The following is a 21,421-nucleotide window of genomic DNA, read 5'->3' as shown; positions in this document are numbered from 1 at the left end:
CGCTCAACCAATCACGCGGGTTGCCGTGGCATCCAGCCTGGGCGGGGTTTCAAACGTATGGAAAGGCGCGGGCGATGGGACTTCCCACTCCAGGCCTTGCGCACCCTTGCCGCCTTCGTCCATCCAGGGGTTTTGCTTGGCCGGTTCGCCTTTGCCACGCATGGTAGGCACCACAATGAACAGGAAGAAATACACCTGGGCAAAGCCGAAGAAGAAGGCGCCCACGCTGGCCACCGCATTGAAGTCGGCAAACTGCATCGGGTAGTCGGCATAGCGGCGCGGCATGCCGGCCAGGCCCAGGAAGTGCATCGGGAAGAAGGTCACGTTGAAGGAAATCAGCGACCACCAGAAGTGGATCTTGCCGCGGGTTTCGTTGTACATCACGCCGGTCCACTTGGGCGACCAGTAGTAGTAGCCCGCGAACAACGCATACAGCGAGCCCGCCACCAGAACATAGTGGAAATGAGCCACCACGTAGTAGGTGTCCTGCAGCTGGATGTCGATAGGTGCCACAGAAAGAATCACGCCCGACAGGCCGCCCACCGTAAACACAAAAATGAAGCCCACGGCGAACAGCATGGGGGTCTCAAACGTCATGGAACCCTTCCACATCGTGGCAATCCAGTTGAACACCTTCACGCCGGTGGGCACTGCGATCAGCATGGTCGAGTACATGAAGAACAGCTGACCGGTGACCGGCATGCCGGTGGTGAACATGTGGTGCGCCCACACGACAAAACTCAGGATGGCAATGGAACCCGTGGCGTACACCATGGAGGCGTAGCCGAAGAGGCGTTTACGCGAGAAGGCAGGAATGATCTGGCTGATGATGCCGAAGGCCGGCAAGATCATGATGTACACCTCGGGGTGACCGAAGAACCAGAAAATGTGCTGAAACATCACCGGGTCGCCGCCGCCGGCGGGGTTGAAGAAGCTGGTGCCAAAGTGGCGGTCAGTCAGCGTCATGGTGATGGCGCCGGCCAGCACGGGCATCACGGCGATCAGCAGGTAGGCGGTGATCAGCCAGGTCCAGCAGAACATCGGCATCTTCATCAGCGTCATGCCGGGCGCGCGCATGTTGAGGATGGTCACGATGATGTTGATCGAACCCATGATGGACGAGGCGCCCATGATGTGCAATGCAAAAATGCCGGCGTCCATGGACGGACCCATTTGCAGCGAAAGCGGCGCGTACAGCGTCCAGCCGCCGGCGGGTGCGCCGCCAGGCATGAAGAACGAGCTGGCCAGCATCAGCCCGGACGGAATCAGCAGCCAGAAGCTGAAGTTGTTCATACGCGCAAAGGCCATGTCGGATGCGCCGATCTGCAGCGGGATCATCCAGTTCGCAAAGCCCACAAAGGCCGGCATGATGGCGCCGAACACCATGATCAGGCCGTGCATGGTGGTGAGCTGGTTAAAGAGCTCAGGGTTCACGAATTGCAGGCCAGGCTGGAACAGCTCGGCACGGATCATCAGCGCCAGCACACCACCAAACATCAGCATGAAAAAGCTGAACAGCAGGTACAGCGTGCCAATGTCCTTGTGGTTGGTGGCAAACACCCAGCGACGCCAGCCCGTCGGGGCATGGTGGTCGTGGTCATCATGCGCGTGATGATCGTGATGGTCTAGAACTGCACTCATCTTGGCTTCCTTTGGTGGCTTGTGCCTGTAGCTTTTTTTGCGGCCGACGTCGATCCGGCCGACCAATTAAATCTGCGAGGTAAAACGGGACTTACTTGCGCGCGGCCTGCACTTCAGCGGGCTGAACAATCTGGCCGGTCTGGTTGGACCAGTTGTTCTTGGTGTAGCTCACCACGGCGGCAATGTCAGTGTCGCTCAGCGACTTCCAGGAGGGCATGGCACCGGCAGCAGCGCCATTGAGTACGGTATGGATTTGCTTGGCGTGGTCCGCGTCCAGCACGATGGCAGAGCCGTCCAGCGGCTTGATCGGGCCGGCACCCTTGCCGTTGGGCTGGTGGCAGGCGGCACAGTTGGCGGCGTAAACCTTTTCGCCGCGGGCCTTGAGGTCCACCAGCGTCCAGACCTTGGACGGATCATCCGCTTTGGCCGCGGCCTCCTTGGCCTTGACGGCCACCCAGGCGCTGTAGTCTTCCGCAGAAACCACCTTCACGTGGATCGGCATGTAGGAATGCTCCTTGCCGCAAATCTTGGCACACTGACCGTAATAATCACCGACCTTCTCCGCCCGAAACCAGGTGTCGCGCACAAAGCCGGGAATCGCGTCCTGATGAATACCGAAGGCCGGCACCGCGAAGGAATGAATCACGTCACTGGCCGTCGTGATGATGCGGACTTTCTTGTTGACGGGAATGACCAGCGGATTGTCAACCTTGAGCAGGTAGTCGTCAGGCGCTTCGCTGGCTTTCGGGCCACCCCGGTCAGACATTTCGCGCTGCGAGTTGTCGAGCGTGGAGACAAAACCAATGCCTTCGCCCTCGCCCTTGATGTAGTCGTAACCCCATTTCCACTGGATGCCCGTGGCCTTGATGGTGAGGTCGGCGTTGGTCGTGTCTTTCTGGGCCACCAGCGCCTTGGTGGCGGGCAAGGCCATGGCAATCACAATGATGAATGGCACTACCGTCCAGGCGATTTCAACCGCGGTGGACTCATGGAAGTTGGCCGACTTGTGACCCACCGATTTGCGGTGCTTCAGGATGGAGTAAAACATCACGGCGAAGACAGCCACGAAAATCGCAAGGCAAATGGCCATCATGAACCAGTGCAACCATTGCTGCTCTTCGGCGATTTTGGTGACCGCAGGATGCAGATTGAGCTGATTGACCGCCGGACCACCGGGCAAATCATTCACGGCGTAAGCAGCACTGCTGACCCAGGCAACCGCAGATACCAGAATTGTGCCCGCATGCTGCATGCCAAGCCGTGTCATTTTGCCCATGGTGTTGCTTACGTTCATCGTGATCACTTTTTTTGCTTCAATTACCGACCAAATTAACCGGCTGATTATAAAGTTAGCGGCGGGTCACCCCGCCGCTCTCAAGCTGACTCAAGACTTTCAGGACATCTGTTCTCAACACGCCCCTCAGCGGGCCCGCAGTGCCAGGCGGATCTCACGGGCCAGTGCCGGCCGCAATTCAGGCCGCACATGCCGCCCCACCCGCACCGATCGCCCCTGGCCCGACACCTCAATCAGCGCGCCATCTCCGTCCTTGGGTTCAATCCGGACCCACGCCTGGTTGAATTCCTCCCGCTGCATGCGCCCCGCTGTTTCCAGCTCAACCACCAGCAGCCCATCCTGCAGGACGATTTTCTCGCCGTCCCCCGCATGACGGGCATACACCAAAAAGGCAGCCCCCACTGCCACCAGCTCCAGCCATGCATACGGCATCACCATGGTGGCGCCCTGCGACCAGAAAAATGCCGCAATCCCCAGCGACACCACGCACAGCGACACGTAAAACCATCCCAGCTGGGCTGGTGTAATGGAGCAATGACGCTTGAGAAGCCACTGCACAGCCTCATGGCTGTGACTGTCCGGCACGGACAGGGTGGCAAAACGAAACGCTGGTGGTGTTGGCTGCGACATGTGGCAACCCTCAAAAACTGCGGCCAATACCCGACATTGGCCGCATGAGGCCTGGAAACATACCCACAATTCTGCTGGCAATTGTAGCCCCGTTTATCCCGTACAAGCCCGCCCGCAAGGGCAGTTCGGAACGGCTACCCGGGGGAATGTCGGAGGGAAATCCCACTGCCAAGGTCGTGCCAGGCCTGTAGTCAGCCTGGCTTCCGGGTTGACCGCCCTCCTTCTTCCTGCCTGGCGCCAGCAATCCGATCGCGGGTGGTCGGCGGCGGCTGGCTCAGTTCAGGCCCCGTACCGGCCTATCCGCAGGCATCAAGCGCCAGGAAAGCCCTGTACTCACCGGAAAAACAGCAAGCGGGTGACAAACGTATGGTCGGCCTCGAGCGCCATCAGGGCCACCAGCACCAGCAGACACCCGGGTGGCAGCAAGATGGCGCAGACCAGCGCCAGCCGCTCCCATGCCATGTGCATGAAGACCGCGACAATCAGGCCGGCCTTCATCAGCATGAGCATCAGGATCAGGCTCCAGCGCAGATAACCCGCGAAGCGGAAATAGTCCACCAGGTAGGACAGCGTGCTGAGCACGAACAGCAGCCCCCAAACTTTGAGATAGAGGCTGATCGGATGTTGTTGGCCGCTGGATGACATACAAACCTCACCAGAGATAGAACAGTGCAAAAATGAACACCCACACCAGATCGACGAAGTGCCAGTACAGGCCGGCGATCTCGACGATCTGGTAGTTGCCGGACTTTTCGTAGTCCCCGCGAATCACCTTGAATGCCACGATGAACAGGTAGATCACTCCTATGGACACATGCAGGCCGTGAAAGCCGGTGATCATGAAGAAGGTCGAGCCGAACTGCGCCGCCCCCATCGGATTGCCCCAGGGCCTCACACCCTCCTCCAGGATCAGCTTGGACCACTCGAACGCCTGCATGGCCACAAAAAGCTCGCCAAAGGTGGCCGTCACCAGCATCAGCGTGGCGGCATTCACGCGGTCGCGGCGGTAGGCGAAATTCACCGCCATTGCCATGGTGCCGCTGCTGGTGATGAGCACAAAGGTCATCAGCGCGATCAGCATCAGCGGTACATCCACCCCCCCTACATGCAAGCCAAACACCTCGCTGGGATTGGGCCAGGGCACGATGGTCGAGGCGCGCACCGTCATGTAGCCGGTGAGAAAGCAGCTGAAGACAAACGTGTCGGAAAGCAGAAAGATCCACATCATCGCCTTGCCCCACGACACGTGGAAGGCCGTCTGATCGGACGACCAGTCCGCAACCAGCCCCCGCCAGCCGCCGGGAACAGCCACCGGCGCATCTTGCGCAATCGGTAAGGAGGCGGTATTCATGGCATATCCTTTGTCAAGCCGTGCCGCAGATAAAGCGCACCACGTCCGGCGTCAGCCCGCTCAGCGTGGCAAACAGCAATGCCCACACCGCCAGCAGAAAATGCCAGTACCGCGCGCACAGCGCAATGCGCCAGGCCGTGCGGGCGGGGTCGGGGCTGTGCCAGATGCCGTAAGTCGTCACACCCCAGGCCACCAGGCCGCCGGCCACATGCAGGCCATGCAAGGCCGTCAGCAGGTAAAAGAAACTGGCGGCCGGATTGCCCGCCGGCATCACACGCAGGGCATACAAGGCCTGCCAGGCCCATAGCTGAACCGCCAAAAAAGCCCAGGTGCAGGCACCACCCGCCAGCAGCCGATTGCGAACCCGGACCCAGTGCGCGCCCCGCGCCGCCAGGCTGGCCTGTTGCAGCAGGACACCGGCCGCCGTCAGCAGAGCCGTGCTGAGCCACAGCTGCCAGGGCATGGCGATGGCCGACCAGTCAGCGCCATCCATGCGCATCACATAGGCTGTGACGAACAACAGGAACAGGGTGGTGACCACGCCCATGAATACCCACAGGCCAATGCCCGCGTCAATTCCGTGGCCGCCGCGGCGATCACCGGCGACGCTCAGGGTGGCGTTTGCATTCATGCCGGTGCTCCTTGGGTCGGCCCCTCGTCGGCGCCAGGTTCAGGTTCAAAGCCGCCGGCCGCGGGCGGCGCATTCTGCGCGATGAAATCCTGCGACGCGCCCGGTACGCTGTAGGCGTAGGCCCAGCGGTAAACCACCGGCAGTTGCGGCCCCCAGTTGCCGTGGCCAGGCGGCGTGGTGGGCGTCTGCCATTCCAGCGAGGCGGCGCGCCAGGGGTTGGCATCGGCCCGCCGGCCGCGCACCGCACTCCAGGCCAGATTGAAAATGAACAGCAGTTGCGTGACGCCGACGATCAATGCAGCCACGGTGATGAAGGTGTTCAGCACGTGGGCCGACGCCGGAATGAACTGGTAGTTGTCGTAGTTGTAGTAGCGCCGCGGCATGCCGAGCACACCGAGGTAGTGCATAGGAAAGTAGATCGCATAAGTGCCCAGGAAGGTGACCCAGAAATGCAGCTTGCCGATTCGGTCATCGAGCATGCGGCCGGTGACTTTCGGGAACCAGTGGTAAATGCCACCAAACACCACCAGCAGCGGCGCCACCCCCATCACCATGTGGAAGTGCGCCACCACAAAGTAGGTGCCGGACAGCGGAATGTCCACGCTCACGTTGCCCAGGAACAGGCCGGTCAGGCCGCCAATCACGAAGGTGCTGACAAAGGCCAGCGCAAACAGCATCGGCACGGTCAGGTGTATGTCGCCGCGCCACAGGGTCAACAGCCAGTTGTAGACCTTGATGGCAGTCGGCACGGCGATGACCAGCGTCGTGGTGGCAAAGAAGAAGCCGAAATACGGGTTCATGCCGCTGACGAACATGTGGTGCGCCCACACCACCACGCTGAGCACGCCGATCGCCAGGATCGCCCAGACCATCATGCGGTAGCCAAAGATGCTTTTGCGCGCGTGCACGCTGATCAGGTCGGAGACGATGCCGAAGGCCGGCAGCGCCACGATGTAGACCTCGGGATGGCCAAAGAACCAGAACAGGTGCTGGAACAGCAGCGGGCTGCCCCCCCTGTAGTTCGTCACCTGCCCCATCGAGACCAGCGCCGGCATGAAAAAGCTGGTGCCCAGCGTGCGGTCTAGCAGCATCATCACACCGCTGACAAACAGCGCCGGGAAGGCCAGCAACGCAAGAATGGTGGCCACAAAGATACCCCACACCGTGAGCGGCAGGCGCAGCAGGGTCATGCCCTCGCAGCGCGCCTGCAGCACCGTGGTCACGTAGTTGAGCCCGCCCATGGTGGTGGCCACGATGAAGATCAGCAGCGACACCAGCATCAGGATGATGCCCCAGTCATGGCCCGGTGTGCCGGGCAGGATGGCCTGCGGCGGGTACAGCGTCCAGCCCGCGCCGGTGGGCCCGCCGGGCACGAAGAAGCTCGCCACCAGCACCAGCACCGCCAGCAGATAGACCCAGAAGCTCAGCATGTTGAGGTAGGGGAAGACCATGTCGCGCGCCCCCACCATCAGCGGAATCATGTAGTTGCCAAAACCACCCAGGAACAGCGCGGTGAGCAGGTAGATCACCATGATCATGCCGTGCATGGTGACGAACTGGTAGTAGCGCTCGATGTTGATGAATTCGAACTGGCCGGGAAAGCCCAGCTGCAAGCGCATCAGGTTGGACAGCACCAGGCCGACCAGCCCCACGGCAATGGCGATGCAGGCGTACTGCACCGCGATCACCTTGTGGTCCTGGCTCCAGACGTAGCGGGTCCAGAAGCTCTGCGGATGATGTGCGGCGTGGTCAGCGTAGTCCATGGTGTTCCTCGTGGGACGGCGAGCCGTCAGCGTTGCGCCTTCTGCTCGGGTGCGGCTGGAACCGGGCCGCCAAGCGACTTGATGTAGGCCACCAGCGCGGCCAGTTCTTCATCACTCAGTTCAATCCTGGGCATGACAGGCGGAAAGCCTTTCACGCCACGGGCTTGCGGGTTGCGGATGAAGCTCTGCAGATAAGTTTCATCGACCTGCGCGGTCGAGCCGTCTTTCATGGTTTCGGCTTTGCCGTACAGACCTTTCCAGCTCGGCCCCACCTTCGGACTGCCGTCAACGGTATGGCAAGCCACGCAACCCTTGGACTGGGCCAGTGCCTGCCCCTGTGCAACCTGCGCATCGGCGCCAGCCGCCAGCCCGGCGAGTGCGCCAGGGGCCGGGCCGGCCATCGTCATGGCGAAGGTCGGCTGTGCCTTCAGCCACGCCTGAAAACTCGCCTCGTCTTCCACCAGCACAGTGCCGCGCATGTTGCTGTGCCCCACGCCGCATAGCTGGGCGCACAGCACCTCATAGCGGCCGGTTTTTGTCGGTGTGAACCAGAACGACGTGACCATGCCCGGCACCATGTTCATGCGGGCACGAAACTGCGGAACGTAAAAATCATGCAGCACATCGTGGGAGCGCAGCAGCACCTTCACCGGTTTACCCAGCGGCAGATGCACCTCGTTGTTGTTGACAAGGATGTTGCCCTGGCCCGCCGGGTCGGCGAGGTCCAGGCCAAAGGGATTGGCCGCGCTGACGAATCGGGCGTCGCTCAAGCCCAGCTTGCCGCCGGCACCGGGAAAGCGGTAGCGCCATTGCCATTGCTGGCCCAGCACTTCCAGCACCACGGCCTCGCGTGGCGCCCTGACGTAATTCGCATACACCAGCAGGCCAGGCGCCAGCAGGGCCGCGATGCCGACCGTGGTGATCCCGATCAGCCAGCGCTCCAGCTTGCGGTTCTCGGGCTCATAGGCGGCGCGGCGACCTTCGCGGTGGCGATAACGCAGCAGGATATAGACGAGGAAAAGATTGATGACAACGAAAAAAAGGCCGGTCATGAGCACCGTGATCGTCAGCGTATCGTCCATCTGCTGCCAGTTCGAGGCCAGCGGTGTCGTCCACCAGGGACTGATCAGGTGAAACAGTACCGAGCCGATGACAATGACGATAAGCGTGACAGCCATGAGCATGGGAGGCCTCTTGCGTCACCGTAGACGCCCTGCCTCCTGTCGCTCCAGCTTCCAGTACAGCAGTGCCGCCGCCACCCCGAAGATCAGATGGATCACCAGCGTCGCCGCGCCGCGCCATTCGGCGAACCACGGAAAAAAGTGAACCATGCCGTAAAAGTTCAGCAGGTACAGGACCGCGCCGAACACCGCGCCGGCCAACGCCACCACGGCCACACCCGAATCCCCGCGGAACGGCGCGATGATGGCCGCGAGCACCAGGCCGAAGACGATGCCCAGCACATAGTGGGCCACCAGCGCCACCGCCACGATCTGAAGGCTGAAATCGGACGATTGCAGCACGCCCGGCCCCATCACGATGGCGGCAATCATGTGCGAGGCCGCCCACGGACTGCCGCTGCTGGCCAGGGTCGACCAGAACAGTTCCAGCACCATCAGGATGGCGCCCGCCGCAAGCCCGGCGACCGCCGCGGCAGACCAGTCCGGCAGGCTGTGCCCGCGGTACGAACGCATATGGAGGTCCATGATCATCTCCCTCAAATCTGGACAATGCTCTCGTGCCGAAAGACAGGCACGCGTGTCAGTGTTTCAGGGGAACACCGGGGTGTCCGGATCCTCGCCTTCAAAGTGCGCTTCCGGATGCGAAGCCTGCAACAGGGCTTCGATCGCCTTGACCTGCAAACCCGGCACATCCACCATCAGCAGGATTTGTCCCTGCTCGACGGCAGCCTCGAAGCGTTTGAGGCGGTGGCTCGGCACGGACACGCCAATCATGCTTGACGACCAGGCGCCAAACAAGGCGCCCAGCACACCCAGCACGGCCACCATGCCCCACTGCAGGGAACTCCCCCCTATGGCTATGGGGTAGTACATGGCGACCAGCAGGCCAGCGGCAATACCCAGGGTGCCGCCGATCAGCAGACCCGCCTCGGCCGCGTAAATCACGTCCGTGGTCTGCAAGACATTGGCGGGATGGAGTCCGGACAGGTTCACGCCTTCACGTCCGACACAGTGAATATGCTGCACCGGAACGCGCGCCAGCAGCAGGTCATCCACCGTCCGCCTGGCGCTCGCCACATCGGGTATCAGCCAATAAATGCGTCTGCTCATAACACCCCCTCTCATCACACCTTGTGACCACAGGACAATAGAACAAAGCACAATGGACTTATACACCTGCGAAAACGCATGCGCAAGCCGCAGCTTGACTCAGGGCCTGCGGCCGGGCGACCCGGCAGCTGCGGGGGCGAACTCAGAAAAACTCAGGACTTGTCCCGCTTGTCATGCAGCATGGCGCGCATGTCCTGAACCGAGACCGCACTGAGCGCGCTGACCTTGATTTTGGGCTGGGCTTTCAGCGCATGGCCATAAATGACCTCGAAAGTCAGTGACAGCCGTCCATCAGCGCCCACCGCCAGATGCTGGCCCAGCGCCTGCTCCAGCCGCGCCTTCCAGGCACGCCCGCGCAAGGCGGGAAAGCGCGCCGGGTGAAAGTTGCGGCCCAGCTCGCGCAGCTCCTGCAGCAACCTTGCCGGGGTCTCGTAGGTCAGCGTGATGCGCTCCATGTCCATCACCGGTTCGGCAAAACCGGTCTGCACCAGCATGTCGCCCCAGTCGTGCATGTCGGTCAGCTGGTGCCCCGCAGGCGGCCAGCCCAGTTGCGCGTAGAGTGCGCGCAGTTCCCGGGCGGTATCCGGCCCGAGGCAGGAAAACATCAGAAAACCATTGACCTTCAGGGCCTGGTGCCATTGGGCCAGCAGGGCCTGCGGGTCGGCCGCTTCGTGCAGCGCCATGTTGGCCCACAGCATGTCGACGCTGGCCGGCGGCGGCGCCTCAAAGCGCGTCGGGGCCGCCATCCACTGCTTGGGGTTCCACCACGGTTTCGCTATATTTTTCATAGCTTGCTGCGCCCTGTCCGAATGGGCTTCAGCCACAAAACAGGCTGAATCCGGGTATCGGCTGGCGAGCTGCGCATGCGCCTCCAGGCCACCGCGCAAGGCGCCCCAATGCGCCCAGGCCTGCGGCTGCAGCTTGATCCACTGAAGCCGCTCCAGCATGCGGCGCGCCACCTCTTCATGCAGCCAGGGCGAGGCCGGCGGTGCGCTGCGCTGCCAACGGCTGACGGCAAGTGGATCGAGCGTGGGCGGGCGCTGGGTGGTGGTCATGAAAAGGGGTTGCGCAGTTGGCGAAAGGTAGGCGAGTATATTGGCACGGTGTTCACGCGCCTGCTCTCCCCCGGCCTGTTCCCGCCCCGGCTGCCCGGCTTTGCCAGTCAATGCGCCGTCTGCCGGAGCTGGCCTGCGCGCCAGGTGTGCCAGCCCTGCGTGGCGCGTTTTGCGCAGGCCGAGCCTCGTTGCGCCGGCTGCGCGCTGGCCTTGCCCGCCGATCTCTCCATGGGCCTGCGGACCGGCCATGAGCTTTGCGCCGCTTGCGCGCGCCAGCGCCCGCCGCCGGACCGGACGCTGGCCGCAGTGCCCTACGCCTATCCCTGGTCCACCCTGATTGCCGGCTACAAATTTGGCGAGCAGCCAGGCTGGGCCGGATTTTTTGCCGCCCTGCTGCTCAAGGCGCCCGGCGTCGCGCAGGCCTTTGGCATGCTGGACGCCAGGGACTGGGTCGTGCCCATGCCGCTGTCATTGGTGCGCCTGCAGACGCGCGGCTTCAACCAGGCCTGGGAGCTGGCCGGTGCGCTGGCCCGGCAGAGCCGAACCGCCGCCCAGGCCGATGCCCGACTGCTGCTGCGCATCAAGCACACGCGACCGCAAAGCCAGCTCAAGCGCGAGGCCCGGCTGGCCAATGTCAGGGGCGCCTTCGAGGTGGACCCGCTGCGCGTGGCCGACCTCGAAGGCCGGCGTGTGCTGCTGGTGGATGACGTGATGACCAGCGGTGCCTCGCTGTTCACGGCCGCGCAGGCCCTGCGGGACGCCGGCGCCGCGCACATCACCGCTGTGGTGCTGGCCAGGACGGCCCCCGCCTAGAATCCCTGCCTCACCGCCCTTTTTTGCCCGCACCATCAAGCCGCCGAGGCCCGAGCCTCTCCTGATCCGCCTCATGTTCAATATCGTCCTTGTCGAGCCCGAAATTCCGCCCAACACCGGCAATGTGATCCGGCTGGCAGCCAACACCGGCTGCCGCCTGCACCTGGTGGAACCACTGGGCTTTTCGATGGACGACAAGCACATGCGGCGCGCCGGCCTCGACTACCACGAATACGCCCAGGTGCTGCGCCATGCCAGCTGGCAGGCACTGCTGCACAGCCAGCAACCGCCGGCGGAGCGGCTCTTCGCGATGACGACACAGGGCGCCGGCAACATGTATGACGTGCGCTTCCTGCCCGGCGACTGGCTGGTGTTTGGCGCGGAAACCCGGGGCCTGGCGCCCGACGTGCGCGAAAGCTTTCCCCTGGCCCAACGCCTCAAGGTGCCGATGCGGCCGGGCCAGCGCAGCCTGAACCTGTCCAACACGGTTGCCGTCACCGTCTTTGAGGCCTGGCGGCAGAACGGCTTTGGCGGGGCCTCGGGCGGCTGAGGCGCGAGAATCAGCTGCCGGCGGCCCTGTTTCGCTGGCCCACCTGCCAGAAGCATCCACACTCTCCGCCAACCATTCGGTCAGTGCGGATTAGGGTAAACCCGTAAAATTGAAACTTTAATACGCATGGATGCCGATACCCGGCAGTCAGGCGCCATCACATTTCCCTGCCGTTCACAAAACGCCCAGGGACACCCCGTGACCATGTCCATCTCCCGTTTCCTCGGCCATGCCGTTCTCAAGTTTTCCGATTCGGTTTCCGATTCATCCGATTCAGTCAGGGCAAACCATCGTCTGCCGATTGAACAAATCCGGGAAAGCCTTCAAGCCATATTGCTTGACTGCAAAGACATGCGCACGCAGCGTGTCATCTACAAGATCAATATCGCCCTGACCCCGGCCGACCTGTGGCTGCTGCGCAGCGACCTGCACCTGTGCATTGCGAAAGTGCACGGCCAAGCCGAGGCGACTGCGCGCCTCAACAGCGTGATCGGTGTGTTTGAAGGCTGGCTGCCGGCCCGCCTGCTGACACCCGTCTGAGCCGCGACTCAGGGATAGCGCCGCACCAGCGATTCGGCCACGCAGACCGGCTTGGCCGAGCCTTCGCTTTCCACCGTCACTTCCCAGCTCAGCTGCAGGCCACCCTGCTCAATCGGCTCGGCCGCCAGCAGCTTCATGCGGGCGCGCAGGCGGCTGCCCACGGGGACCGGCGCCGTGAAGCGCACCTTGTTCAGGCCGTAGTTCACGCCCAGGCGTGAGCCGGTGATCTCGAACGAGGATTCAAAAAACTGCGGCAACAGCGACAGCGTCAGAAAGCCGTGCGCAATCGTCCCGTCAAACGGCCCGGCGCTGGCTTTTTCGGGGTCCACATGAATCCACTGGTGGTCGCCCGTCGCCTCGGCAAACAGGTTGACCTGCTGCTGCGTGATGGTGATCCAGTCGCTGACCGCGACTTCCTGGCCGGTGCAGGCCGCCAGCTCGGACAAGGTTTGAAAGATTTTCATGCGTTGACTTTAGCCGGACGTCCGGGGCCCGATTGTCGAATCAGCGACAAGCTAACCTAACCATCGGCAAATGCCCTGCCACTGCTCCAGGTCCTTTTCAACCCGGCCGGGCGCCACGTCAAACAGGGTCAATCCGCGTGCCGCCAGGTGAATGTAGTTTTGCGTGTCGCGCAGATAGCCCAGCACCGGCAGCCCCAGGCCTTCCACGAATTCGCGCAGCTTGTCGGCGGCAATCGTGCGCGAATCCACGCGCATCCCGACAATGCCCACCTGCACCCGGCCGGCATGGCGGTGTTCGGTCAGCAGATCCAGAAAGGTGCGCGTGGCAAAGATGTCAAACACACTGGGCTGCAGCGGCACGATCACCTTGTCGGCAAGCTTGATGACATCGTTGAAGCGCCAGCCATGCAGGCCGCCGGGCGTATCCAGCACCACATGGGTCGTGCCTTTGGGCGGCTTGACAATCAGGTCGGCGTTCACATCCCAGGTCGCAATCGGCCTGACAGCCGGTGATCGCAAGCCCAGCCACAGTCGTGAGGACTGCTGCCGGTCGGCATCCCCCAGCATGACCGCATGGTCCTGGCTGGCAAAGTAGCCGGCAACATGGGTGGCCAATGTCGTTTTACCGACGCCTCCCTTCGGATTGGCAATCACAACCACGGGCATTCCGATCTCCTCTGGTGTTTGGGGAAACTCTGATCCTGATTTTTCCGCTATGGTAACGGCATGGACACCGTTCTCACAACCGCCGACAGCCCCCCCGTGGCGGCCGCCAGCCCTGACATCTATGTCATCGCCGCCCACCCCACCTGGCGCGAATCGCGGGTCAACCGCCCCCTGATGCAGGCCGCCCAGGCACTGCCGCGCGTGCAGGTGCAGGACCTGTATTCAAGCTACCCCGACTACGCGATTGACGTGGCCAGAGAGCAAGCCGCGCTGGCCCGCGCCCGGCTCGTGGTGCTGCTGCACCCGATCCAGTGGTATTCGATGCCGGCCCTGCAAAAGCTCTGGCTCGACGATGTCCTCAGCTATGGCTGGGCCTATGGCCAGGACGGACGTGCGTTGCAGGGCAAGGATTTGTGGCTGGTGGCCACCACCGGCGGGCCGGAGGCCTCCTACCACCCGCAGGGCTACAACCGCTATTTTTTTGAGGCCTTCCTGCCGCCTTATGAGCAAAGCGCCGTCCTGTGCGGCATGCGCTTCCTGCCGCCGATGGTGCTGCACGGCGCGCACAGGGTCAGCAAGGAGGCCGTCGCCGAGCACCTGGCGGTCTTCAGCCAGCGTCTGCAAAGCTACCCCGACTGGCCCGAACTCGAAGACCTCGAGCAGCATCCCGCCTGCGTGGTGCCCAAAAGAGACCGTTTGGCCATGAACGAAGACAACATCGCGGCGGCCCTGTCGGAGGACGGCGACGTACGCGCGGCAACGCACATGGGGGCCCCCTCCTGATGGAACACGCCCCCGCCTGGCTCGTCAACAGCTTTATCTACCTCGCCGCCGCCGTCCTGACGGTGCCGCTGGCGAAAAAATTCGGCCTGGGCTCCATCATCGGCTACCTGGCCGCCGGCATCGCCATTGGCCCCTGGGGCCTGGGCCTGGTCACCGCTGTGCAGGACATTCTTCACTTCGCCGAATTCGGCGTGGTCCTGATGCTGTTTCTGGTCGGCCTGGAACTGGAACCGCATCGTCTGTGGAACTTGCGCCGGCCCATCTTCGGCTGGGGCAGCGCCCAGGTGCTGGGCTGCGCCGCCCTGCTCACCGGCGCGGCCATGGCGCTTGGCGTGAACTGGCAAACGGCGCTGGTGGCCGGCTTGGGCCTGGCCCTCTCGTCCACCGCGATTGCCCTGCAGACCATGGGCGAGCGCAACCTGCTGCCCACGTCCAGCGGCCAGGCCGGGTTTTCCATTTTGCTGTTTCAGGACGTCGCGGCCATTCCGATTCTGGCGCTGCTGCCGCTGCTAGGCGCTCTTGCCGGTGAAAACGAGGCCGTCGCCCATACCCATCGGGCGCTGGAAGCTATCAAAATCATAGCAGTCATTGGCGGCATCATCCTGGGCGGCCGGCTGCTGCTGCGTCCGCTGCTGCGCTGGATCGCCAACAGCGGCACGCCTGAAATCTTCACCGCCGCTTCGCTGCTGCTGGTGGTCGGCATTGCCACGCTGATGCAGCTGGTGGGCCTGTCCATGGCGCTGGGGGCTTTTCTGGCCGGCGTGCTGCTGGCCGAAAGCGAATACCGGCGCGAGCTGGAAACCGACATCGAGCCCTTCAAGGGCTTGTTGCTCGGCCTCTTTTTCATTGCGGTAGGCATGAGCATCGACTTTGGCGTGCTGTGGAAGTCACCCGGTCTGATGGCCGTCATCCTGCTGGGCTTCCTGGGCCTGAAGCTGGCCGTGATCTACGGGCTGGCCGCCCTCATGAAACTGCCTTACCAGGAGCGCCCGGTGGTTGCCGTGCTGCTGGCCCAAGGCGGGGAATTTGCCTTTGTGGTGTTCCAGGCCGCGGCAGGCGCCCGGGTGTTTTCTGCCGAGACGGCCTCGCTGCTGATAGGCGCGGTGGCGCTGTCCATGCTGATCAGCCCGCTGCTGCTGCTGGCCGCCGACAAGCTGCTGCTGCCGCGCTGGGCCAACTGCGACACACCGCAGCTCGAAGAAATCTCCGAGCCGCAGGACGCGCCCATCATCATTGCCGGCTTTGGCCGCTACGGCCAGATCATCGGCCGCATGCTGCTGGCCCAGGGCATTCCCGCCACCGTGCTGGAACACGACGCCGACATGGTTGAAACCGTGCGCGCCTTCGGCTACCGCGTCTTCTACGGCGATGCCACGCGCCTGGACCTGCTGCGCACGGCCGGCGCCGCCAGCGCCAAGATCCTGGTGCTGTCGGTGGACAGCATGGAGCAGTCGCTGAAGATCGTGGACCTGGTGCGGGAGCACTTTCCGCACCTGCAGATCGTGGCGCGCGCCCGCGACGTGACGCACTGGAATGCGCTGCGCGACCGCGGTGTGATGCGGGTGGAGCGCGAGGTGTTCGAGTCCAGCCTGCGCAGCGCCCGCACCGTGCTGGAGCTGCTGGGCCAGCCGCCGCACGAGGCACGGCAGACCGCCATGCGCTTTCGCCAGCACAACCTTGAATTGTTCGAGCAGATGTACCCGCACCGCAAAGACCGCACCAAGGTCATCGCCGTGGCCACGCAGGGACGCCTGCAACTGGAAGAGCAGATGGCGCAGGAGCGCGAGCAGCTGAGGCAGCGCGGGCCCGTCCGCTGGCATGACTGAACTATTAGCAAAACGCGGCTGCAGCCCTTGATGGGCAGCCGCAATCAGCTATGCTTTTAATAGCAACAGCAGGTGGCTACCGGCTTATCTCGGCGTCGCGCCGCCGCTGCTCCATGGCGCGCCGCTCCACGCATACCGGATGATGGGCAAAGGCCGGCTTGGCGCACTGCTCGGCCATGCATATCTGAAAGGCGATGAGCATGCGGCTTTCGCAGGCCTGCCGCGGATGGGCGGCGGCGGACACGGCGTGCTCAAAGTGCCGCGGCATTGCCGCGCCAGCGGCCACACCGGCCTGTGCCCGTCTGGCCGGCCGGTCTTGATCAGGCGCAGATTTCCTCGCCGCCACAGGTTCAGGCGGTTTCGAGGCCGCGGGGTCTGGCGCCGGCGGAGCGGACGCCAGCGGTGGCAGCGCTTCGGCCGGTCCGGTTTCCAGCCCCGCTGAGGATGCAGCGGCCGGCACGGCAAATGGCGCGGCCAACGGCGTGCCCGGCCTTGACAGGCGCTTGAGGCCCATGCCGGCACCCGCCATCAGCACGACACCGACGATACCGGCCAGGGCCCAGCCCCAAGGCCGGGAGCTGGGCTGTGGGCGAGTCGCCGACACCGAAACCTTCGCGTCCCGGGAGGCGGCCGCGGGCGCCACCGGCAGAGGCAGAGTGCGTTCCAGCGATGGCCTCTTACCCGCGCTACCCTCGGCACCCTCTTCGGGCGGCATCCAGGCATGGCCAGGCGGCTCCGGGAGCGCCGCCAACATGCCCGCGCCAGCGCTTCCCGGCATGAGCACGGTGCGCTCCTCCCCGGACACCGATCGCGGCATGATCACCGTTTCCGGGCCCGAGTGCGAACCGCTGTCTGCGCCCTCGCCCGCCAGCGCGCCGATCGTCTTCAACCGGCGGCGCGCCAGCCCGGCGTAAATGCCGGCCGGGAATCGGGCCAGGAAACCCTGGATGTCTTCGCTGTCGGCCGAGTCCTTGATGTCTTTCCAGTAAACCAGCTCGAGTTCCTGCGTCACCGTCGGCACAGCCGTGCTGCCCCCCGGCAACGCACCCACCTGGGCTTCGCCGCTTCGCCGGGTGGCGCTCCAGGTGGCATGGGCCGACCCGGGCGTGGCTACCGGCAGCACCAGCGTGCTCTCGGAAACCTCTGTTGTGGCCGCCCGCAGTGCGGTGGCGAATTCCTGCGCGTCGGCAAAGCGCTGCTCGCGCGACTTGGCCAGCGCCCGGGCCAGCACGGCGTCAACAGCGGGCGGCAATTGAGGATTGACCGAGGACGGCGGTGCCGGGCTATGCCCGATGATTTGCTGGATGATGGCAAAGTCGTTGGCGCCATCAAACGGCCGCTGGCCCGTGAGCAACTGGTACAGCACGATGCCCGCAGCAAAGAGGTCGGCCCGGGCGTCAATCGAGCGGCCCTGCACCTGCTCCGGCGACATGTATTTGAGCGTGCCCACCAGGGAGCCCTGCGTGCGCGTGGCCTCGCCCGAGTCCTGGATGCGCGCCACCCCGAAATCCGCAAGCTTGACCCGTCCGCCGGCTTCGATCAGCAGATTGGCGGGCTTGATGTCGCGGTGGACGATGTTTTGCCAGTGCGCGTAGTCCAGCGCCGACAGCAGGTCGCCCATGATGGCCAGCGTCTGCCCCAGCGTGTAAACCTCGCCCTGGTCCAGGTGGTGCTTGAGGTCGCTCCCCTGGATGAATTCCATGACCAGAAAGGCGATGTCGCCATCGCGGCCTGCGTCGTAGACACTGACGATGTTCGGGTGCTGCAGGCGCGCCGCCGACCGCGCCTCGGTGCGAAAGCGCTGCTCGTATTCCATCGCGGCCTCGACCGACAGGTTTTCAACCTGGATGGTCTTGATCGCCACGCGGCGATCCAGATGGGGATCGCGCCCCTCGTACACCAAACCCATCGCCCCCTTGCCGAGCACACGGATGAGGTTGTATCGGCCAAGTTTCTTCGGACGCATGGGGATGGTAGGAATGGACAAGCCCGCCGGGACTTAAAACGGAAAGCAGCAGCCCTTATAAGACATAAGCTTTAGCCGGGTCGCCATTTTCCTGAAAGTGGCCGAAAAATACCAGCCAGCCATGACAAATGTCACACAAACAGCCCTGCCAGGGCCAAAGGCCCTCAGTGCATGCCGTCCCACAGCAGCTTGACGCCGGTGAGGAACATGCCCAGGTAAAGAAAGCGGTAAAACCAGAGCGGGCTGATGCTTTTGGCCAGGCGCACCCCCATCCACACGCCGACAGGTGCCAGGGGCAGCAGTAGCAGCGAGGTCGCCATGTTGCGCAGGTCCAGCAGGCCCAGCCAGGCATAGGGAATCCACTTCGAGAGGTTGATCACAAAAAAGAAACACGCCATGGTGGCGGTGAACTTGACGGGCGACAGGCGCAGCGGAATGACATAGGCGCTCAGCGGCGGGCCGCCGGCGTGGGAGACAAAACTGGTGAAACCGGAGGTCACGGTCAATATCGCCCCCAGCCATGTCGGCGGCGGCGGGCTGCCGGGCCGGGGCGGAAACAGCAGTCGCTGCGCCAAAAACAGCAAGGTGAATACCCCCACGATGCCGGCCACCACCTTGGCATCGAGCACCCTGAACAGCAGCGCACCGACGACCGTGCCCACCAGGCCGAAGGGAATCAGGAAGCGCAGAAACTTCATATCGAAGTCCTTGCGGAAGGCCGCCAGCCCCAGCAGGTCCATCATCAGCAGCAGCGGCATCAAGATCGCGGCCGCCTGCGGCACCGTGACAGCCAGCGCCATCACCGGCACGGCGAGCGAGCCAAAACCCGCGCCAAAGCCGCTTTTGCTGACGCCCAGCATCAGCACGGCAGGAATGGCCACGGCGTAGAAAAAAGGGTCGGTGATCAGCGGAAAGGCCATATTAGGAACCAGATATGCCTTTAGCCCAATAGAATCGGGCGCAGGCAGCTACCAAATCAATAGCAAAAGCCGCTGCAGGAATCGCTGGTGAAAGCCCGCCATCCGCAGCCGCCGACAAAACCGTCCAAGAATAACCGCCATGCGCTGCCAGCGGCCGATGCAGCCGCTGGCAGCGCATGGCGCCACGGGCCGTGCCAGGGCCCGGTGTTTATGCCATTTCTTATTCAATGCGAGATCAGGCGCGCTCCCGCAGACAGTGCTACATCACGGCAAGGGGGGCGCAGCGACATACCGTGTTGAAGTAGAAATGGAAGCAGTCAGCCTCAGTCCACGCTGGCGCCGGACTCATGCACCACCTTGCCCCACTTCAGCGACTCCTTCTGGATGAAGGCGGAGAACTGCTCGGGCGTTTCGCTGTACACCTCGGCGCCCTGCTCGTTGATTTTCTTCTTGACGTCGGCCTTGGCCAGTACCTTGACGATGGCGCTGTTCAGCTTGCTGACCACGGCAGGCGGCGTACCGGCGGGCGCGAACAGGCCGAACCACGAGGTGGCCTCATAGCCGGGCACGCCGGCTTCGGCGATGGTCGGCACGTTGGGCAGTTCCGGCGAGCGCTTGGCGGTGGTCACGGCGATGGGACGCAATTTGCCCGAGCGCACATGCTGGATGGCCGAGGGCATGTTGTCGAACATGATGGCGATCTGGTTGCCCAGCAGGTCGGTCACTGCCGGCGCGCTGCCCTTGTAAGGCACATGCTGCATGTCGACCTTGGCCATGGTCTTGAACAGCTCGCCCGACAGGTGGATGGAGCTGCCATTGCCCGAGGAGCCGAAGTTCAGCTGGCCGGGATGGGCCTTGGCATAGGCGATCAGCTCCTTCACGGTCTTGAAGGGCTGCGCCGGGTTGGCCACCAGCAGGTTGGGCACATTGGCCACGCGGGTCAGGGGCGTGAAGTCCTTGATCGGGTCGAAGGGCATTTTTTTGTAGAGTGCCGCATTGATCGCATGCGTGCCGACCGTGCCCATGAACAGGGTGTAGCCGTCGGCAGGCGAGCGGGCCGCGGCCTGCCCGCCAATGTTGCCGCCCGCGCCGGCGCGGTTGTCGATGATCACGGACTGGCCCAACTCCGCCGTCAAGGCCTGGCCCACGATGCGCGCCAGAATGTCGGTGGTGCCGCCCGCGGAGAAAGGCACGATCACGGTGATGGGCTTGCTGGGGTAGGCCGCTTGTGCGGCCGCGGGCATGGCGGCCAGCAGGCCGGCGCCCAGGGCCACGGCGGCGGTCAGGCTGCGCAGTGCGAATTGACGGCGATCGGAAGTGGAAAAGCGGGACATGGAGAAGTCTTTCAAGGTAACGAGAGAGAAAGCCCCGGTCACGCACAGGCTGATCCTGTGGACCGCACGCGTGAAACCGGGATGGGAGAGGCCCCAGCAGAGGGGCGAAAAATCAGATCGGCGCCACCCCCAGGGTGGTGCCACCGCACACGTAGAGCACCTGGCCGGTCACAAAGCCGTTGTCGGGCGACAGGAAGAACATTGCCGCGCGCGCCACGTCCTCTGCCGTGCCCATGCGCCCCACCGCAATGCTGTCCAGGATGCGCTGCGTTTGCGGCGCGCCCTCGGGGTTGCTCTTGCGAAACAGTTCGGTGGCGATGGGCCCGGGGCCTATGGCGTTCACGGTAATGCCGTCGCGCCCCAGCTCCATGGCCAGCGTGCGCGTCATGCCTATCATGCCGGCCTTGGTGGCCGAATACACGATGCGGTCCGCCTTGCCCAAAGCGGCGCGCGAGGACATGTTGACGATGCGGCCCTGGCCCGAGGCACGCAAGCTGGGAAGAAAAGCCTGCGTCAGCAGCATGACGGCGCGCAGGTGCAGGCCCACCACGTCATCGAGCGAGGCCGTGGTGGCCGTGTCTATGGTGCCGGGGCGAGTCGCGCCGGCGTTATTGACCAGCGCCGTGACCTTGTAGCTGGCGGCAATTTCGGCGGCACGCTCACGCGTGGACGCTTCCTTGGTCAGGTCGGCCTGGTAGGAGGCAAGGTTCGGATGGCTCCAGTCGGGCAGCACATAGTCAAGGTTGACCACATGGCGGCCCTGTGCCAGCAGGGCTTCGGCGATGGCGCGGCCAATGCCCGAACTGGCGCCCGTGACCAGCGTAACTTCTTGCTTGCTCATGGTTTCTTTCATGGGAGGCCTTGCGGACAGCGTCGCGCGCGGCGATTCAAAACCACACGCAG

22 protein-coding genes are annotated in these 21,421 nt (G+C 63.7%); 5 read left to right on the top strand and 17 right to left on the bottom strand.

Going from position 1 to position 21,421, the window contains the following annotated elements; genetic code table 11:
• Positions 1-3: 3 nt before the first annotated feature.
• From ctaD (PJE01S_RS02260) to PJE01S_RS02210, 11 genes are all read right to left on the bottom strand, one after another.
• The gene (ctaD, locus tag PJE01S_RS02260) at positions 4-1,641 is read right to left on the bottom strand and encodes a cytochrome c oxidase subunit I (RefSeq protein ID WP_068831490.1); all 1,638 of its coding nucleotides are present in this window, start codon (positions 1,639-1,641) and stop codon (positions 4-6) included.
• Between the two features lie 91 nt (positions 1,642-1,732).
• A complete protein-coding gene (coxB, locus tag PJE01S_RS02255) occupies positions 1,733-2,893 on the bottom strand; it encodes a cytochrome c oxidase subunit II (protein ID WP_377371990.1) in 1,161 nt (386 codons plus the stop codon).
• Positions 2,894-3,061: 168 nt separating this feature from the next.
• Positions 3,062-3,565, bottom strand: coding sequence for a DUF2244 domain-containing protein (locus PJE01S_RS02250; protein WP_068831489.1), 504 nt, complete (start codon positions 3,563-3,565; stop codon positions 3,062-3,064).
• 333 nt (positions 3,566-3,898) lie between these two features.
• Positions 3,899-4,210 (bottom strand): cytochrome C oxidase subunit IV family protein, encoded by a 312-nt coding sequence (locus tag PJE01S_RS02245; RefSeq protein ID WP_068831488.1) that lies wholly within the window; start codon positions 4,208-4,210, stop codon positions 3,899-3,901.
• A gap of 7 nt (positions 4,211-4,217) precedes the next feature.
• Positions 4,218-4,916, bottom strand: a complete 699-nt coding sequence (locus tag PJE01S_RS02240) for a heme-copper oxidase subunit III family protein (protein ID WP_068831487.1) — start codon at positions 4,914-4,916, stop codon at positions 4,218-4,220.
• Positions 4,917-4,929: 13 nt separating this feature from the next.
• On the bottom strand, positions 4,930-5,547 hold the full coding sequence (locus tag PJE01S_RS02235) for a cytochrome c oxidase subunit 3 family protein (protein WP_068831486.1): 618 nt from the start codon (positions 5,545-5,547) through the stop codon (positions 4,930-4,932).
• The gene (ctaD, locus tag PJE01S_RS02230) at positions 5,544-7,310 is read right to left on the bottom strand and encodes a cytochrome c oxidase subunit I (RefSeq protein WP_068831485.1); all 1,767 of its coding nucleotides are present in this window, start codon (positions 7,308-7,310) and stop codon (positions 5,544-5,546) included. The genes PJE01S_RS02235 and ctaD (PJE01S_RS02230) overlap by 4 nt, the downstream gene beginning before the upstream one ends.
• Before the next feature lie 26 nt (positions 7,311-7,336).
• Positions 7,337-8,494, bottom strand: coding sequence for a c-type cytochrome (locus PJE01S_RS02225; RefSeq protein WP_068831484.1), 1,158 nt, complete (start codon positions 8,492-8,494; stop codon positions 7,337-7,339).
• Between the two features lie 15 nt (positions 8,495-8,509).
• Complete coding sequence (locus PJE01S_RS02220; protein ID WP_068831571.1) at positions 8,510-9,016, bottom strand: hypothetical protein; 507 nt, start codon at positions 9,014-9,016, stop codon at positions 8,510-8,512.
• 63 nt (positions 9,017-9,079) lie between these two features.
• Positions 9,080-9,601 (bottom strand): hypothetical protein, encoded by a 522-nt coding sequence (locus tag PJE01S_RS02215; protein WP_068831483.1) that lies wholly within the window; start codon positions 9,599-9,601, stop codon positions 9,080-9,082.
• Between the two features lie 152 nt (positions 9,602-9,753).
• Positions 9,754-10,656 carry a methyltransferase domain-containing protein gene (locus PJE01S_RS02210; protein ID WP_068831482.1) on the bottom strand — a complete coding sequence of 301 codons (903 nt, stop codon included), beginning with the start codon at positions 10,654-10,656 and terminating at the stop codon, positions 9,754-9,756.
• A 9-nt stretch (positions 10,657-10,665) separates the two neighbouring features.
• Here PJE01S_RS02210 and PJE01S_RS02205 point away from each other — a divergent pair, with 9 nt between their 5' ends.
• The 3 genes from PJE01S_RS02205 (at position 10,666) to PJE01S_RS24955 (ending at position 12,559) form a co-directional block, all read left to right on the top strand.
• Positions 10,666-11,469, top strand: a complete 804-nt coding sequence (locus tag PJE01S_RS02205; RefSeq protein ID WP_339374659.1) for a ComF family protein — start codon at positions 10,666-10,668, stop codon at positions 11,467-11,469.
• A 73-nt stretch (positions 11,470-11,542) separates the two neighbouring features.
• Entirely contained in the window at positions 11,543-12,019 is a 477-nt protein-coding gene (locus tag PJE01S_RS02200; RefSeq protein ID WP_068831481.1) for a tRNA (cytidine(34)-2'-O)-methyltransferase, read from the top strand.
• A 351-nt stretch (positions 12,020-12,370) separates the two neighbouring features.
• The gene (locus PJE01S_RS24955) at positions 12,371-12,559 is read left to right on the top strand and encodes a hypothetical protein (RefSeq protein ID WP_157090195.1); all 189 of its coding nucleotides are present in this window, start codon (positions 12,371-12,373) and stop codon (positions 12,557-12,559) included.
• An 8-nt stretch (positions 12,560-12,567) separates the two neighbouring features.
• Here the strand turns inward: PJE01S_RS24955 and PJE01S_RS02190 are convergent, their stop codons facing one another.
• Both PJE01S_RS02190 and PJE01S_RS02185 read right to left on the bottom strand, forming a co-directional pair.
• Positions 12,568-13,023, bottom strand: coding sequence for a MaoC family dehydratase (locus PJE01S_RS02190; RefSeq protein WP_068831479.1), 456 nt, complete (start codon positions 13,021-13,023; stop codon positions 12,568-12,570).
• 51 nt (positions 13,024-13,074) lie between these two features.
• Positions 13,075-13,689, bottom strand: coding sequence for a nucleotide-binding protein (locus tag PJE01S_RS02185; RefSeq protein WP_068831478.1), 615 nt, complete (start codon positions 13,687-13,689; stop codon positions 13,075-13,077).
• Positions 13,690-13,749: 60 nt separating this feature from the next.
• Here PJE01S_RS02185 and kefF point away from each other — a divergent pair, with 60 nt between their 5' ends.
• Positions 13,750-14,472, top strand: coding sequence for a glutathione-regulated potassium-efflux system oxidoreductase KefF (kefF, locus tag PJE01S_RS02180; RefSeq protein ID WP_068831477.1), 723 nt, complete (start codon positions 13,750-13,752; stop codon positions 14,470-14,472).
• The gene (gene kefC / locus PJE01S_RS02175) at positions 14,472-16,298 is read left to right on the top strand and encodes a glutathione-regulated potassium-efflux system protein KefC (protein WP_068831476.1); all 1,827 of its coding nucleotides are present in this window, start codon (positions 14,472-14,474) and stop codon (positions 16,296-16,298) included. Before kefF ends, kefC begins: the two co-directional genes overlap by 1 nt.
• Positions 16,299-16,374: 76 nt before the next feature.
• Here kefC and PJE01S_RS02170 read toward each other — a convergent pair whose 3' ends face one another.
• The 4 genes from PJE01S_RS02170 to PJE01S_RS02155 all read right to left on the bottom strand — a co-directional run bounded on the left by PJE01S_RS02170 (position 16,375) and on the right by PJE01S_RS02155 (position 21,359).
• Positions 16,375-18,264: a serine/threonine-protein kinase gene (locus PJE01S_RS02170; protein WP_068831475.1), complete on the bottom strand. Its 1,890-nt coding sequence runs from the start codon at positions 18,262-18,264 to the stop codon at positions 16,375-16,377.
• Between the two features lie 164 nt (positions 18,265-18,428).
• On the bottom strand, positions 18,429-19,184 hold the full coding sequence (locus tag PJE01S_RS02165) for a sulfite exporter TauE/SafE family protein (RefSeq protein ID WP_068831474.1): 756 nt from the start codon (positions 19,182-19,184) through the stop codon (positions 18,429-18,431).
• Between the two features lie 323 nt (positions 19,185-19,507).
• Complete coding sequence (locus tag PJE01S_RS02160) at positions 19,508-20,518, bottom strand: Bug family tripartite tricarboxylate transporter substrate binding protein (protein WP_068831473.1); 1,011 nt, start codon at positions 20,516-20,518, stop codon at positions 19,508-19,510.
• Between the two features lie 112 nt (positions 20,519-20,630).
• Complete coding sequence (locus PJE01S_RS02155) at positions 20,631-21,359, bottom strand: SDR family NAD(P)-dependent oxidoreductase (RefSeq protein WP_157090194.1); 729 nt, start codon at positions 21,357-21,359, stop codon at positions 20,631-20,633.
• Between the last annotated feature and the right edge of the window lie 62 nt (positions 21,360-21,421).

Origin of the sequence: Polaromonas jejuensis NBRC 106434 (assembly GCF_001598235.1) — a bacterium.
GTDB classification, from domain to species: domain Bacteria; phylum Pseudomonadota; class Gammaproteobacteria; order Burkholderiales; family Burkholderiaceae_C; genus Polaromonas; species Polaromonas jejuensis.
Note: the sequence above shows the minus strand (reverse complement) of the source record. Positions and strands in the feature narration are given on the sequence as shown.

Bases quoted from the DNA above. Each gene is read 5' to 3' on its own strand.
- ctaD (WP_068831490.1), bottom strand. From the start codon at position 1,641: ATGAGTGCAGTTCTAGACCATCACGATCATCACGCGCATGATGACCAC.
- coxB (WP_377371990.1), bottom strand. From the start codon at position 2,893: ATGCAGCATGCGGGCACAATTCTGGTATCTGCGGTTGCCTGGGTCAGC.
- PJE01S_RS02250 (WP_068831489.1), bottom strand. From the start codon at position 3,565: ATGTCGCAGCCAACACCACCAGCGTTTCGTTTTGCCACCCTGTCCGTG.
- PJE01S_RS02245 (WP_068831488.1), bottom strand. From the start codon at position 4,210: ATGTCATCCAGCGGCCAACAACATCCGATCAGCCTCTATCTCAAAGTT.
- PJE01S_RS02240 (WP_068831487.1), bottom strand. From the start codon at position 4,916: ATGAATACCGCCTCCTTACCGATTGCGCAAGATGCGCCGGTGGCTGTT.
- PJE01S_RS02235 (WP_068831486.1), bottom strand. From the start codon at position 5,547: ATGAATGCAAACGCCACCCTGAGCGTCGCCGGTGATCGCCGCGGCGGC.
- ctaD (WP_068831485.1), bottom strand. From the start codon at position 7,310: ATGGACTACGCTGACCACGCCGCACATCATCCGCAGAGCTTCTGGACC.
- PJE01S_RS02225 (WP_068831484.1), bottom strand. From the start codon at position 8,494: ATGCTCATGGCTGTCACGCTTATCGTCATTGTCATCGGCTCGGTACTG.
- PJE01S_RS02220 (WP_068831571.1), bottom strand. From the start codon at position 9,016: ATGGACCTCCATATGCGTTCGTACCGCGGGCACAGCCTGCCGGACTGG.
- PJE01S_RS02215 (WP_068831483.1), bottom strand. From the start codon at position 9,601: ATGAGCAGACGCATTTATTGGCTGATACCCGATGTGGCGAGCGCCAGG.
- PJE01S_RS02210 (WP_068831482.1), bottom strand. From the start codon at position 10,656: ATGACCACCACCCAGCGCCCGCCCACGCTCGATCCACTTGCCGTCAGC.
- PJE01S_RS02200 (WP_068831481.1), top strand. From the start codon at position 11,543: ATGTTCAATATCGTCCTTGTCGAGCCCGAAATTCCGCCCAACACCGGC.
- PJE01S_RS24955 (WP_157090195.1), top strand. From the start codon at position 12,371: ATGCGCACGCAGCGTGTCATCTACAAGATCAATATCGCCCTGACCCCG.
- PJE01S_RS02190 (WP_068831479.1), bottom strand. From the start codon at position 13,023: ATGAAAATCTTTCAAACCTTGTCCGAGCTGGCGGCCTGCACCGGCCAG.
- PJE01S_RS02185 (WP_068831478.1), bottom strand. From the start codon at position 13,689: ATGCCCGTGGTTGTGATTGCCAATCCGAAGGGAGGCGTCGGTAAAACG.
- kefF (WP_068831477.1), top strand. From the start codon at position 13,750: ATGGACACCGTTCTCACAACCGCCGACAGCCCCCCCGTGGCGGCCGCC.
- kefC (WP_068831476.1), top strand. From the start codon at position 14,472: ATGGAACACGCCCCCGCCTGGCTCGTCAACAGCTTTATCTACCTCGCC.
- PJE01S_RS02170 (WP_068831475.1), bottom strand. From the start codon at position 18,264: ATGCGTCCGAAGAAACTTGGCCGATACAACCTCATCCGTGTGCTCGGC.
- PJE01S_RS02165 (WP_068831474.1), bottom strand. From the start codon at position 19,184: ATGGCCTTTCCGCTGATCACCGACCCTTTTTTCTACGCCGTGGCCATT.
- PJE01S_RS02160 (WP_068831473.1), bottom strand. From the start codon at position 20,518: ATGTCCCGCTTTTCCACTTCCGATCGCCGTCAATTCGCACTGCGCAGC.
- PJE01S_RS02155 (WP_157090194.1), bottom strand. From the start codon at position 21,359: ATGAGCAAGCAAGAAGTTACGCTGGTCACGGGCGCCAGTTCGGGCATT.